This window comes from Actinoplanes sp. NPDC026619 (assembly GCF_040638295.1).
In the GTDB taxonomy this organism is placed as follows: Bacteria; Actinomycetota; Actinomycetes; order Mycobacteriales; family Micromonosporaceae; genus Actinoplanes.
The window spans coordinates 375,853-388,444 of sequence record NZ_JBEZYA010000001.1 but is presented as its reverse complement, the minus strand read 5'-3'; the positions used below and the strand labels follow the sequence as shown (position 1 = coordinate 388,444).

General features: G+C 72.0%; 12 protein-coding genes. 4 read left to right on the top strand and 8 right to left on the bottom strand.

What is annotated here, in order from left to right:
* Positions 1-2 precede the first annotated feature (2 nt).
* The 3 genes from AB0E90_RS01905 (at position 3) to AB0E90_RS01895 (ending at position 3,437) form a co-directional block, all read left to right on the top strand.
* Positions 3-1,700, top strand: coding sequence for a hypothetical protein (locus AB0E90_RS01905; protein WP_360397935.1), 1,698 nt, complete (start codon positions 3-5; stop codon positions 1,698-1,700).
* A 79-nt stretch (positions 1,701-1,779) separates the two neighbouring features.
* Positions 1,780-2,988, top strand: a complete 1,209-nt coding sequence (locus AB0E90_RS01900) for a chitinase (RefSeq protein ID WP_360397933.1) — start codon at positions 1,780-1,782, stop codon at positions 2,986-2,988.
* 77 nt (positions 2,989-3,065) lie between these two features.
* A complete protein-coding gene (locus AB0E90_RS01895; RefSeq protein WP_360397931.1) occupies positions 3,066-3,437 on the top strand; it encodes a LiaF domain-containing protein in 372 nt (123 codons plus the stop codon).
* On the opposite strand, the gene AB0E90_RS01890 is transcribed toward AB0E90_RS01895, so the two are convergent.
* The 5 genes from AB0E90_RS01890 to AB0E90_RS01870 all read right to left on the bottom strand — a co-directional run bounded on the left by AB0E90_RS01890 (position 3,434) and on the right by AB0E90_RS01870 (position 9,386).
* Complete coding sequence (locus AB0E90_RS01890; protein WP_360397929.1) at positions 3,434-5,068, bottom strand: glycosyl hydrolase family 28-related protein; 1,635 nt, start codon at positions 5,066-5,068, stop codon at positions 3,434-3,436. The genes AB0E90_RS01895 and AB0E90_RS01890 overlap by 4 nt on opposite strands.
* A gap of 412 nt (positions 5,069-5,480) precedes the next feature.
* On the bottom strand, positions 5,481-6,155 hold the full coding sequence (locus AB0E90_RS01885) for an SGNH/GDSL hydrolase family protein (protein WP_360397927.1): 675 nt from the start codon (positions 6,153-6,155) through the stop codon (positions 5,481-5,483).
* Entirely contained in the window at positions 6,152-7,099 is a 948-nt protein-coding gene (locus tag AB0E90_RS01880; protein ID WP_360397925.1) for an alpha/beta hydrolase-fold protein, read from the bottom strand. Before AB0E90_RS01880 ends, AB0E90_RS01885 begins: the two co-directional genes overlap by 4 nt.
* Positions 7,096-7,698 carry a hypothetical protein gene (locus AB0E90_RS01875; protein ID WP_360397923.1) on the bottom strand — a complete coding sequence of 201 codons (603 nt, stop codon included), beginning with the start codon at positions 7,696-7,698 and terminating at the stop codon, positions 7,096-7,098. Before AB0E90_RS01875 ends, AB0E90_RS01880 begins: the two co-directional genes overlap by 4 nt.
* Positions 7,695-9,386: a phosphatidylglycerol lysyltransferase domain-containing protein gene (locus tag AB0E90_RS01870; RefSeq protein WP_360397921.1), complete on the bottom strand. Its 1,692-nt coding sequence runs from the start codon at positions 9,384-9,386 to the stop codon at positions 7,695-7,697. The genes AB0E90_RS01875 and AB0E90_RS01870 overlap by 4 nt, the downstream gene beginning before the upstream one ends.
* 121 nt (positions 9,387-9,507) lie before the next feature.
* Between AB0E90_RS01870 and AB0E90_RS01865 the strand changes: the two genes are divergently transcribed.
* On the top strand, positions 9,508-10,299 hold the full coding sequence (locus AB0E90_RS01865) for an alpha/beta fold hydrolase (protein WP_360397919.1): 792 nt from the start codon (positions 9,508-9,510) through the stop codon (positions 10,297-10,299).
* On the opposite strand, the gene AB0E90_RS01860 is transcribed toward AB0E90_RS01865, so the two are convergent.
* The 3 genes from AB0E90_RS01860 to AB0E90_RS01850 are packed head-to-tail and all read right to left on the bottom strand — an operon-like array spanning position 10,266 to position 12,540.
* Positions 10,266-10,853, bottom strand: a complete 588-nt coding sequence (locus AB0E90_RS01860) for a copper resistance CopC family protein (RefSeq protein WP_360397917.1) — start codon at positions 10,851-10,853, stop codon at positions 10,266-10,268. The genes AB0E90_RS01865 and AB0E90_RS01860 overlap by 34 nt on opposite strands.
* Positions 10,850-12,031 carry a Dyp-type peroxidase gene (locus tag AB0E90_RS01855; protein WP_360397915.1) on the bottom strand — a complete coding sequence of 394 codons (1,182 nt, stop codon included), beginning with the start codon at positions 12,029-12,031 and terminating at the stop codon, positions 10,850-10,852. The genes AB0E90_RS01860 and AB0E90_RS01855 overlap by 4 nt, the downstream gene beginning before the upstream one ends.
* Complete coding sequence (locus tag AB0E90_RS01850) at positions 12,028-12,540, bottom strand: copper chaperone PCu(A)C (RefSeq protein ID WP_360397913.1); 513 nt, start codon at positions 12,538-12,540, stop codon at positions 12,028-12,030. The genes AB0E90_RS01855 and AB0E90_RS01850 overlap by 4 nt, the downstream gene beginning before the upstream one ends.
* Positions 12,541-12,592 lie beyond the last annotated feature (52 nt).

The following is a 12,592-nucleotide window of genomic DNA, read 5'->3' as shown; positions in this document are numbered from 1 at the left end:
CCATGGCGCGCCGGACCGCATGGGCAGATGCTGCGGCACTGACGAGCTATGCCCTGCTGGCCTGGTGGATCATGCGCGGTCTCTGGGCCGACCCGGCCGGACGCTGGCTGCACAACCCGGACGACCAGGGCTTCTTCCAGGCGATGATGGCGCACGGCGAGCGCGTGCTGTTCCACGGCGAGTCGCCGCTGTTCACCACCCGGCTGAACGCGCCGACCGGGGTGAACCTGATGGCCAACACCTCGGTGCTGGGCATCAGCCTGCCGTTCGCGCCGGTCACCCATTACCTCGGCCCGGCGGTCTCGGTCGCGCTGATGGCCACCGTGGGTCTGGCCGGGACGGCCGCCGCCTGGTGGTGGCTGCTCTCCCGGCATGTGGTCGCAAGTCGCGCCGGGGCCTGGGCCGGCGGCCTATGGGCCGGGTTCGCCCCCGGATTCGTGGCGCACGCCAACGGCCAGCCCAACTTCGCCAGCGGATTCGTGCTCCCGTTCATCGTCTGGCAGGTGATCCGGCTGCGCGAGCCCGGCCGGGTGTGGCGCAGCGGGGTGCTGCTCGGCCTGCTGATCGTCGTGCAGGCCTTCATCAACGAGGAGCTCCTGCTGCTGACGGCGATCACGCTGACGCTGGTCGGCCTCCTCCAGGCGGCGATCAGCCGGCGCCTGGTGGCCGGCCTCCTGGTTGCCGGGGCGGTGGCCGGAGCCCTGCTCGCGTACCCGCTGTATTTCCAGTTCTTCGGCCCGGGGCACTACCGCGGCCTGCCGTTCCGGCTCGATCTGTACGCCACCACGCTCGGCTCGATCCCGGCCTTCCCGCGGCGGTCGATCGCCGGCAGCGAGGCCATCGCCCGGTCGGTCACCGGCGGCAGCGTCACCGAGGACGCCACGTTCTGGGGGCCCGGCATCTGCCTGATGATCCTGGTGGCGGTCGTGCTGCTGCGGCGGTCGGCAGCCGCCCGGGCCGCCGCCGTCGCCGGCCTCATCCTGCTGGTGATGTCGTTCGGCGGCCGGCTGCGGCTCACCCGGACGACCGAGATCGGGCCCGCCCCGCTCGGCTGGACCGAGCACGTCCCGGTGCTCGACCTGGTGACCACGTCGCGATATGCCCTCGCCACCACGACGATCGCCGGGGTGCTCCTCGCGATGGCCGCCGACCGGGTGCGGGGGCGGGGTCGTGGCGTCTTCTGGGCCGGCATGGCACTCGCGCTGGTGCCGATGTTCCCGCTTGGGCTGCGCACGTCGCCGGCGCCGGTGGTGCCGGCGTTCTTCGTCCAGGGGACGTGGCGAAGCTACGTGCACGGTGATCAGAGCATCGTCATCGTGCCGCTGCCGGCCATGGTCGCCGGCCGCTACGGCATGCGCATCGCCGCGCTCAGCCACCTCGGCTTCCCGATCCCGCGCGGCTACTTCCTGGGGCCGGCGAACCCGCCGCTCGACGACACGGGAAGTTGGGCGCCGCCGATGCTCTACACAGTCAACCTGCTCACCGTGGTCGGCCGCACCAGCCACGTGCCGAAGCTGGGGCCGGCCGAGCGCCGGGCCGTTCGGGCCGACCTGAGGTACTGGCGGGCAGGGATCGTGGTCGTGCTGCCGAACGCGCCGAACCGGCTTTCGCTGCGCCGCCTGCTGTTCCAGGTGCTCGGGACACCCGTACCCGTGGGAGATGTCTTTGTCTTCAGGGTGCCGACCTTCATCGGCCCATGACAAATGTCATGGGTTATTAATTAGCTTTGTTAAATGATTCATGGCAGTCACTTCCTCCTCAATCCCCCCAGGAGGTCTCATGAAGAGACTGCTCTTCGCCGGGGCCGGCGTCCTCGCGCTCGCCGCGGCCGGCATCGCGGTGGCCACCCAGGCCGACGCGGCCACGCTCTCCAGCAACTGGTACGCCTCCGCGCCGTACCTGATGCCGTTCGACAACAGCCCGCCCGACCCGGTCGAGGTCATGAACGCCACCGGGCAGAAGGCGTTCCAGCTCGCGTTCATCCTCGCGCCCAGCGGCGGCGGCTGCACGCCCACCTGGGACGGCACCCGCGCCGTTTCCGGCGACACCGAGGCTTTGTCTCTCATCAACCGCATCCGGGACAACGGCGGTGACGTCAGCGTCTCGATCGGCGGCTACGGCGGCACCAAGCTCGGCCAGACCTGCGGCTCCCCGGAGGCGACCGCGGCTGCCTACCAGCAGGTCGTCACGAAGTACGGGCTCAAGGCGATGGATTTCGACCTGGAAGAGCCGGAGTACGAGAACACCGCGGCCGTGCACAACGAGGTCGGCGCCGCGAAGATCCTGCAACAGAACAACCCCGGCCTGTACGTCTCGATCACCACCGCGGGCACAGCGGCCGGCACCGGCTGGTTCGGCACGCAGATGCTGCTCGAGGCCAAGTCGCAAGGTCTCACCCCGGCCAACTTCTCGATCATGCCGTTCGACGGCGGGTTCAACGGCGGCAGCTCGCAGGTGTCGGCGCTCGAGGCCTTCCACACGCTGCTGATGAACACGTTCGGCTGGGACAGCGCCACGGCGTACGCGCACGAGGGCATTTCGCAGATGAACGGCCGCAGCGACGCCGGCGAATACTTCTACCAGGCCGACTTCCAGACCACGCTGGACTACGCGACCAGTCACAAGCTGGCCCGCTACACCAACTGGTCGGTCAACCGGGACCGGCAGTGCAGCGACCCCAACCAGAGCACCACCTCCGGTACGTGCAGCAGCGTGCCCCAGACGGCGTGGGAGTTCACGAAGTATTCCGCGCGCTTCGCCGGGGCGACCCCGCCCACCACCACGACCCCGCCCACCACCGCGCCGACCACCTCGCCCACCGGTGGTAGCTGCACGATCGTGGCCTGGAGCGCCACCACCGTCTACGTCGGCGGCAACCAGGCCGGCCAGAACGGCCACAAGTACACCGCGAAGTGGTGGACGCAGAACGAGTCACCCGCCACGCACAGCGGCCAGTGGGACGTCTGGACCGACATCGGAACCTGCTGAGGCATGACGGATGTCAGCGGCCGAGCCATGCCGGTCGGCAGGGAAGCACGCATCGATCGCCACCTAACCTCATGGTCATGGATGCGAACGAAGAACGACCCTTCCTGACCGGCCGCTCCGGGGCCACCTGGTATGTCACTGTGCTGGGTGGCCTCAAGCGCCGCGGCCCGTGGCGCGTGCCGCGGGACATGCGGACCATCAGCATCCTCGGCGGCGCGAACCTGGACCTGTGCGAGGCCGAGCTGCCCGAGGGCGCGGTGCTCACCAAGATCAGCCTGATCGGCGGGGTCTCGCTGAAGGTGCCGAACGATGTGGACGTCGAGGTCGAGGGCTTCCGGATCTTCGGCGGCGTACGCATCGAGGAGGCGCCGCGCTCCGGCGGACCGGTCCGCACGCTGAAGGTCCGCGACTACAGCCTGGTCGGCGGCGTCCACGTCGAGCGCTGCTAGGAGACGGCCTGCCAGTTGACGCCGTCGTAGATGAACTCGATGCAGGTGGTGGCGTTCGCCGTGGTCGCGAACGCCTTGCCGTTGAGGCGGAACCTGTCGCCGAGGGTCACCGCCTGGCCGGTGGCCCCCTGGGTGACCATCAATCGCAGCCGCATGCCGGGGATCAGGTAGATGCCGGGCGCCGTGGCCTTGCCGCCCAGCGAGGGGTTGTTGATGGTGGCGGCGCCGGCCAGCGCATGAGTCTCGGCCACATACGGGTTGGGCGTGTAGCTGCCGAGAGCGGATCTGACGAAACCGCCGCCCATCGCGCCGAACTGCACGAGGTTGCCGCCCATCACGGAGTCGGTGGTCATCAGCGGCATGAGCGGGTCGCCGGCGTCCAGGCCGAGCGTGCCGTCGGCATTCAGCTCGATCCGGTTGCCCTCGGCATGGGCGGACAGCCCGAGCGCGGCGGCCTGGTGCACCCGGTTGGCGCTGCGGTTCCAGGACAGGCCGCTGACGGTGTTGGCGCCGGCCCACCCGACCAGTTCGAAGCCGGGGAAACGGCCGCCGACCGGCACCCCGTTCGCCGTTCCGGTGTTGCTGTTGGAGTCGGCCTCGCAGCCCACCAGCGTCTGCCGGGCGCCGTCGATGCGGAAACCGGCGCGCGCGTTGTCCTGCGCGTTGCAGCCGACCGTGGTGCCGCCCGACCAGGCGCCGGCGATCGTGTTGCCGCTGATGTTCGTGTAGTGGAAGCCGTTGCCCCAGCCGCCCGCGAGCGTGAACTTCAGCCCGGAGACGTCGCCGCCGTCCCACGGGTTGTCCGGCGCGTTCACCGACAGCGCGGTGGCGGGCTCGGACTCCCGGCTCGAGGTCAGCGCGCTCCCGGAGAACCACGCCTTGCAGCCGGTCAGCTGGTTGTTGCCCTGGATCAGCCACCCGTCGATCCCGGACCCGCCCGCGTCGCAGTTGTGGTAGGCGGAGTCCATGTTGATGTTGAAGCCGAAGCCGTCGACCGCCCACACCTGGATGTCGCTCGCCTGCACGCCGCCGCGGTCGCGCTGGATGAACCCGTCACCGGTGAAGTGCTGGATCATGACGTGGTGGACCTGGTGCCGGCCGTCCGTCCACTCGGCGCTGTTGTCGCCGGGCGGCGTCGAGTTGTTGAGCATGATGCCGCTCTGCCAGGTGCCTTTGTTCTCCCACTTGTTGCCGTCCAGCAGCAGGTCGCGAATCGTGACGCCCTGGGCGTCGCTGGGGCCGGCGTAATTCTGGGCGTTCGTGATCAGCACGGCTCGCGGGCCGGCGCCGGCCTTGAACGTGAGCCGGGTGGCGAGTCCGGCGCCCTCCAGGGTGACCCGCTGCCCGATGACGAGCGGGCCGACCAGGTAATCGCCCGGTGGCAGATAGACGCGCCCGGCCCGGCCCCCGATCGGATTCGGCGCGGCCGCGTCGAGCGCGGCCTGGATGGCAGCCGTGTCGTCGGTCCTGCCGTCGCCGGCCGCGCCGTACTGCGGGTCCTTCACGTTGATCAGCAGCTCCGTCGTGACGCCGTCGGCGGCGAGGCCGGGCACGATGCGGCTCGCCGCCAGCGGCACACCGGCCGCCAGCATGCCGGCCAGGAAATCCCGTCTCCGGGAGGCTGAGGACAACGCCCGCTCCTCCGTACGCAAGTAGTGGCGACGAGTAGATCATGACTGGTGGGCGGCGTACTCAGCTGATCGCCTGTTTCACCAGCTTAACGAGGCGGGCCTCGGCGTCCGGAGTCAGCGCGGTCAGCGCGAAGTAGGCCGGCTCGCCCTCACCTTTCCGGGCAAAGGACGCCCCCACTCCCACGGCGACGACACCACCCCGGTCGAGCCGAATGCGGTGCCGGCGCCCATCGACTGACCGGCCGTCAACGGCGCGGGAGCCCGGTGGTCGGTCATGCGGCTGGAGCGAGCCGGCATTTCGCGCCGCCATGTGCCGATCATGGCGATTTGGCGTCAGCTCCGAACCGCAACTGCCCAAGATCGGGTTCCGGGCCGCCGCCGCCGCTACCGGCGGAGGAGGCGGGCGGGCGGTTCAGGCGAGGGTGGGCAGGAGGGCGGCTATCGCGGCCTGGCCGGCGGCGTTGGGGTGGTCGCCGTCGGGGGCCAGCAGGGCGGTCGGGTCCTGGTGGCCGTCGGGGCCGTGGAAGGCCGGCAGCGTCGCGATGTAGGTTGCGCCGGACCGGGCGGCGGCGGACTGCAAGGCCCGGTTGACGGCGACGGTGGCCTGGGTTGCCGCTCGGGTGCCGGCCGGGCCGTAACGGGCGGCGCCGACCTTGCCGTCGAGGACCACGTTCCAGTAGCCGAGGACGATCACCGGGACCGGGTGGAGCTGTTCGATCGCGGTCACCGACGCGGCCACCTCGGTCTCGATGCCGGTGGCGACGGCGGCATACGAGGACGGGTCGTCGAAGGACGCGGCCATGTCGTTGGCGCCGATCATGATGATCACCTCGGCGGCGGTGGCGAGCACGTCCCGGTCGGCGGGCACGGCGGTGCGCACGTCGGCGGCCGACGAGCCGGGTTCGGCCAGGTTGATGTCGATGGCTTGCTGGGCCCGGGCGTACACCGTCGGGAAGGGGTCGCAGCCGCAGGCGGTGCCGGCCGGGACCGAGTCGCCGAGCGTGACCACCGTGCGCAGCCGCGGCGGGCCGGCCGGTGGTGCGCAGGCGGCCAGCAGCAACGCGAGCAGCGGGAGGACGAGCCTCATGAGAGCGGGCGGGGCAGGTGGGCGGAGAGCCAGTCGAAGGCGGGCGGCTCCATCCGGGTCCAGACCGCGTCGCTGTGACCGCCGTGCGCGACCACCGCGGTGGTCAGGGACAGCGGGGGATGGCGGAGGGTGGCGAGCCGGCGGGAGTCGTGGGCGGACTCGCGGTCGTCGGCGGCCCAGCCCAGCCACAGGGCGATCGGTGGCTGGGGGAGGTGACGCAGGCGCCAGCCGGGGTTGTTCGTGGTGTTCTCCGAGCCGTCGCCGATCTTGATGCCGGGCGACGCGTAGCCCGACAGCGAGGCCGCCGCCTCGTAGAAACCAGGATGGCGCAGCGCCAGGTTGATCGCGCAGAACGCGCCGGCCGAGTAACCCGTCAATCCCCAGTCCGAGTGGCGGACGCGGTAGTGCGCCCGGGCGTAGGCGGGCACGTCCACGGTCAGGAACGTCTCGGTCTGCGGGCCGCCGCGCAGGTTGGTGCACTCGGTGTCGAGCAGGCGATTCGGGGTCTGGTAGGGGAACAGCACTACGGTCGGGGCCATCCGGCCGGCGGCGATCTCCCGGTCCAGGTAGGACTGGACGCCGAGGCGGCGCAGCCAGGTCTGCGGGGAGCCGGGATAGCCGTGCAGCGCCTCGATCACCGGGAACCGGTCGCGGCCGGTGCGGTAGGCGGCAGGCAGGTAGACGTACATCTGCAGGGTCAGTTGACTTGCCCGGCCCGGCACCGAGACGGTGAGCATCTGGCTGCCGGAGGCGGCCGCGGCGGGCGTGCCGCCGGTCGGATAGGCCTGCACCAGCTGATTGACCTGCAACGCGGCCGCGGCGACGACGCTGAGCACGGCCGCGAGGATCAGCCCGGAGCGGCCGGCCAGGCGCAGCCGGTTCCAGAAGGTCGCCAGGAGGACGGCGATCGCGAGCACGGCGGCCAGCGCCAGGGCGACGCTCATGCGGCCGGCAGCGTCATCGGCGCGGCCAGGGCGGGCGGCAGATCGGCGAGGGAACGCCCGGCGCCCATGACGACCCACCCGGTCGTGGCCACCCGCAGGTCGTGCCGGAGCTCGAACGGCAGGCTGCGCAGGGCGGATGTGGTGGTGCGCGGGGTGGGCGCGAGGGTCACGGTCACGGCCGACAGGATGCGCGGAACGGCCGAGCCCATCGACAGCACGACCGGAAAGGTGACGCCGGGCCGGCTCCGGTAGTCGGCCGGGAGGGTCACGAGCGGCGGCGCGGCCAGATGCCACGCGGCGAGCCCGGCGGGATGCCACCGGAAGGACGAGGCCGTCGTCGCGTCGAGCCGGCCGGCCGCGACCGGTGCGGTGACCGCGACCGTCCCGGTGTCGCCGCGCAGCGCCTGCCAGGACGGATAGAACATCTCGTGCCGGTTGACGGCCAGCCCGGCGGCGAACACGACCAGCGTCTCCAGCAGCAGCACCCCGGCGATGCGGGCGGCGATCCAGGCGCGCGACCACAGCCGGACCACGGCTGCTGCGGCCGCGACGGCGGCGGCCGCGGCGAACAGGAGCAGCGGCAGCCCGGTGAGCGTCACACCGCCACCTGCTCGGGCGTCCGGCGCAGCGGCGAAGCGGGCAGGAAGGCTTCGGCGCTCAGCGCGGCCACGGCGATGCGCGGCAGGTCGCGCGCCGTCGGGAAGCACAGGTAACGCGGCTGCCAGTCGGGCTGGTATTTCGCGTTCGCGCGGTACAGCGACTCGATCTGCCACAGCCGGGACGCGGCCTTGAGCAGCCGGTGCCACAGGCGCAGAACGGGACCGGCGCCGAGCTCCTCGGCACGGGCGAACACCGAGCGCAGCACCGCGAAATTCAGCGACACCCGGCGTACGCCCAGGGCCGGCGCCTCGGTCAGGACCTCCGTGATCATCAGCTCGGTGAGGCCGTTCTCGGCGGTGCGGTCGCCGCGCATCAGGTCGAGCGACAGCCCGTCGGCGCCCCACGGCACGAACTGCAGCAGGCCGCGCAGCCGTTGCTGCTCGTCGTGGCAGAGCACCAGCAGGCAGTCGGCGTCGGCCGGGTCGCCGAGCCGGGAGAGCGCCATCGAGAAGCCGCGCTCGACCGGCCCGTCCCGGAACAGGTCGGCGGCGCGCACGGCGCCGGCCAGCTCGGCGGCGGTGAGGTCACGCTGCCGGGCGACGCGACAGTGGTAACCCGCCCGCCGCACCCGGTTGACCGCCTGCCGCACCCCGCGCATCGGCCGGCCGTTCAGCGAGAACACGGCGGTGTCCACGACCGCTTCGTCACCGAGCTCAACAACATCAAGACCCGATTTGCGGTACGCCTTTCCGGCCGCATTGCCGCAGCCCAGGACCGCCGGCGTCCATCCGTGCCGGTCCGCGTCGGCCAGCCACGCGCCGATCGCCTCGGGCCAGGCCGACTCGGGGCCGATCGGGTCGCCGGCCGCCAGGCTCACGCCGTTGACCACCCGGTAGGCCACCACCGAGGCCTGGTTCGGGGCCCAGATCAGCGACTTGTCGGTGCGCAGCGCGAAATAGCCGAGCGAGTCGGCCTCGCCGTACCGCTGAAGGAGCTCGCGCAGACGCTCCTCGCTCGCGGCCTCGCGGTGTGGCCGGCGTGAGCCGGGCCGGAGCAGGATCACCAGCGCGACCCCGGCGGCGAGCAGGCCGCAGGCCCCGGTGGTCCAGGCGACCGCGTCGGCGCCGAAGCGGTAGCGGAACTCGACCGGCCCGTCGAGGCCGATCAGGCCGAGGGCGGCCTCCCGGGCCCAGTCGGCGACGCCGGGCGAGCCGACGAGCCGGTTGGCCCGGAACGCGATCTCGACGAACCCGAGGGCGAACCCGGCAACGGCGAAGCCTAGCAGCGCGCTGAGGGCCCGCCACCGGTGCGCCGGGTCGGCGATCGTGGTGAACCGGTCGCGGGTGACCAGCAGGATGATCAGCAGGACCGCGGCGACCGCGGCCGCATCGAAGTCGAGGCCCTTGACCAGGTGCCCGACGATCGAGGCGGCGGTCAGGCCGGCCGCGACCTGCCAGGCCCGGCGCTTGCCGCGGCGCAGGCCGGCCCCGAGATAGACCAGCAGCAGGCCGATCATGACGGTGCCGGCTCGCGCCGAGAGCACCCCGGCGGCCGGGACGAACTCCATCAGGGCGACCATCCGGCCGTGCCGGGGCGGTGCGATCGCGGTGACGGCGTCGAACAGGCCGGCCGCCTGAACGAGGCGGGCGATCGTGCGCCGGGGAAGCGGCGGCCGAGCGTGCATCATGCAGCCATCTTCTGTGCGCCGGCTGTGCCCAGCTCGACAACTTCCTGCCGGTTCGCTGTGTGCTTGGGTTAAGTCATCCGACCGATTCGGCCGGGGTGACTGCGCGTCGAGTGTTCCGGTCATGACTGACCCGCCGGTCCTCTTCGTCCACGGACTCTGGCTGCACGCCTCCTCCTGGCAGGCCTGGAGCGAGCTGTTCGCCGCGCGTGGCTTCGCCCCTCTCGCCCCGGGCTGGCCCGGTGAGCCGGGCACCGTCGAGGCCGCCCGCCGCGCCCCGCAGGCCGTCGCGGGTCTCGGCATCGACGACGTCACCGAGCACTACGCGCGGATCATCGCCGGCCTGCCCGCCGCCCCGGTCGTCATCGGTCACTCGTTCGGCGGCCTGATCACCCAGAAGCTGCTCGCCCGCGGCCTCGCCCGGGCCGGCGTCGCCATCGACCCGGCCCCGATCAAAGGCGTCAAACCGTTGCCGTTCGCGCAGTTGCGCTCCGGCTTCCCGGTTCTTTCCAACCCGGCGAATCGCCGCCGGGCCGTCTCGCTTTCTCCGACCCAGTTCCGGTACGCCTTCGGCAACGCGCTCGACGAGCGCGAGTCCGGCGACCTGTTCACCCGCTGGACCATCCCTTCGCCGGGCCGGCCGCTGTTCGAGGCCGCGTTCGCGAACTTCACGAAGAACTCGCCCGCGGCCGTCGACACCGCGAACACCGCCCGCGGCCCGCTGCTGCTGATCTCCGGCCAGCAGGACCACACCGTGCCCGACGTGGTCACCCGGGCCACCTACAAGCTGTACGGCGATGCGGCCGCGGTCACCGACCTGAAGCAGTTCCCGGACCGCGGCCATTCGCTGACCATCGACTCGGGGTGGCGGGCGGTGGCCAACTACGTCCTGGAGTGGCTGGCCCGGGTGAGCTGACCGGGACGGCGGCCACGCCGATAGAGGGCGGCGGCGAGCCCGGCCAGAATCACACCGAACGCAACGAGTCCGATGACGACCGGGCCGGGCAGGCCGCCGTCATCCCGCGGCTCCGATGATGCGGCGGCTGCCGCGCTGGTGGCTACCGTGCTGGTGGCGGCTGCGCTGGTAGAGGCGACGGCGGCTCGCGCGGCCGGGTCGGCGACGGTGAATGCGTACGAGCCCTGCACGACGTGGCCGTCGACCGAGACGGTGCGGTAGGCGACCGTGTAGCCGCCGTTGGCCAGCGCCCCGCTGATCGTGACGCGGCCGGTGGCGCCGTCGACGGCCGGCTCGCCGGTCGGCACCCGCTGCTTGGCGGCGTCGGAGACGACGATCGTGGTGAACTGCGGGTTGAGCTTCTGCAGGAAGCGCAGCCGCACCTCGCCCGGCGCGGCGGTCAGCGTGGCGCCGGCCGCCGGGCTGGATTCGGCGAGCGAGTTGTGCGCCCAGGCCGGCGCGCTCGGCAGCAGCATCGCGAGCAGGACGGCGAGCGCGGTGCACAGGCGTCTCATCCGAGCACCTCCGCGCCGATCCAGCCGCCCTCGGCACAGCCGGGCGGGATCGCGAAGACGGCCGAGCCGATCGGTGTTATCCATTCGTTGAGCAGGTCCTTCTCGGCGAGGCGGGACTGGATGGGAACGTACTGCCGGGTGATGTCGGCCTGAAAAGAGGCGAAGATCAGGCCGCTGTCGGGTTGCCCGGAGGCGTTGGGCGCGCCGTCGAAGTTGTACGGCCGGCGCAGAATCTTCAGGGCCGGGTCGATCACGTGGGCCCGGGTGACGTGGGCGTAGTCGGGCATCACCGGCAGCCCGCCGTCGCCGAGCTTGGCGAAGTCGGGCTCGTCGTGCTCCAGGTGGCCGGAGAGCGGGGCGCCGGTGGCCATCCGCCGGCCGGCCGCGTTCTCCTTGTCGGCGACGCTCAGCAGGTCCCACTTCTCGATTTCGGCGCGGATCCGCCGTACCACCAGGGTGGTGCTGCCGTCCCGGGCCCATACCGCGGTGTCCATGACCGCGCCGGTCGGGTTGGCCGTGCCGTCGAGCTGGCCGAGCACGTTGCGCTGGGTGAATCCGGCGGGCTGTGCGCCGGGGCTGCGGCGGAAGCCGGTCTGCACCCAGCGGACCGCGGCGAACGGCCGGGCGTCCTTGATCAGCATGCGCTGGGCGTGGGTGACGGTCAGCGGGTCGTCGGCGCAGATCTGCAGCAGCAGATCGCCGCCCGACCAGCGCGGCTCCAGCCGGTCGATCCGGAAGGCGGGCAGGTCGGCGATGGGCGGCCGCACACCGGCGGCGGTGTAGAGGCCCGGGCCGAAGCCGAACGTGATGGTCAGCCGGGCCGGCAGGGCAGCGAGGGCGGCGTCGGTGTCGCCGAGCGCCGGCTCGCCCCGGGTCAGCCGGGCCGCGTCGTCGGAGAGCAGCCGCATCATCCGGCCCAGGGCCCGCCGGTCGGTTCCGGCGGGCAGCGTGAAGGCGACGAAGGCGGCGTGTGCGGGCGGCTCGGTGGTCACGCCGGCCTGGCGTGGCCCGTGGAACGCGACGGTCCCGGAGCCGACGTCCCCGGCCGCTTTCCCGGCCGCTTGCTCGGACAGCGCCGCGGCCTTTTCAGGCAGCGCCACGACACCGCCCGCGCCGGCAGCGGCACCGACCACCGCGCCGGCGCCGCCGGTGATCAGGGTTCGGCGGTCGAGGGTCACGAAGCCATGCTCGGCATCGTCGAGGGCGCGTAGCTCTCGCCGGCGCCGGCGAACGGCTTGGCCACCGCGCTGAACGAGACCGTCCCGCCGTCGCCCAGGGTGAGCGTGAACCGCAGCTCGTCACCCGGCTTGATCGGCGCGGACGGCTGCATGAGCATCAGGTGATCGCCGCCGGGGGACAGCTCGTGCGTGCCGCCCGCCTTGATCACGAAGCCGCCCTCCTTGGGCCGCATCACCATCGCGCCGTCCTGCATCGCCATCTCGTGCAGCTCCATCGGCGAGGCCGGCGAGGCGGCGCTCACGACGGTGACATCCGCGGCGGTGTTGTTGACCAGGGTGCCGAACGCGGCGGTCATGCCGGAGTCGACGGCCTTGACCCAGGGGTCCTTGACGGTGAGCTCGGCGGCCGGCGGCGCCGCCGCTTCCGCTTTTTCCTCGCTGCCGCCGCAGGCGGACAGGCTCAGAGTGAGGGCGGCGGCGGCCAGGGCCGTGAGGGCGAAGCGTCGCATTATTCTCTTTCCGGTAACTTCTGGGATGAACGTGTCATTCCGGTAGTCGTCC

Excerpts from the sequence above, each read along its gene's own strand:
- AB0E90_RS01870 (WP_360397921.1), bottom strand. The coding sequence starts at position 9,386 with ATGATGCACGCTCGGCCGCCGCTTCCCCGGCGCACGATCGCCCGCCTC.
- AB0E90_RS01850 (WP_360397913.1), bottom strand. The coding sequence starts at position 12,540 with ATGCGACGCTTCGCCCTCACGGCCCTGGCCGCCGCCGCCCTCACTCTG.
- AB0E90_RS01885 (WP_360397927.1), bottom strand. The coding sequence starts at position 6,155 with ATGAGGCTCGTCCTCCCGCTGCTCGCGTTGCTGCTGGCCGCCTGCGCA.
- AB0E90_RS01880 (WP_360397925.1), bottom strand. The coding sequence starts at position 7,099 with ATGAGCGTCGCCCTGGCGCTGGCCGCCGTGCTCGCGATCGCCGTCCTC.
- AB0E90_RS01895 (WP_360397931.1), top strand. The coding sequence starts at position 3,066 with ATGGATGCGAACGAAGAACGACCCTTCCTGACCGGCCGCTCCGGGGCC.
- AB0E90_RS01865 (WP_360397919.1), top strand. The coding sequence starts at position 9,508 with ATGACTGACCCGCCGGTCCTCTTCGTCCACGGACTCTGGCTGCACGCC.
- AB0E90_RS01900 (WP_360397933.1), top strand. The coding sequence starts at position 1,780 with ATGAAGAGACTGCTCTTCGCCGGGGCCGGCGTCCTCGCGCTCGCCGCG.
- AB0E90_RS01860 (WP_360397917.1), bottom strand. The coding sequence starts at position 10,853 with ATGAGACGCCTGTGCACCGCGCTCGCCGTCCTGCTCGCGATGCTGCTG.
- AB0E90_RS01905 (WP_360397935.1), top strand. The coding sequence starts at position 3 with ATGGCGCGCCGGACCGCATGGGCAGATGCTGCGGCACTGACGAGCTAT.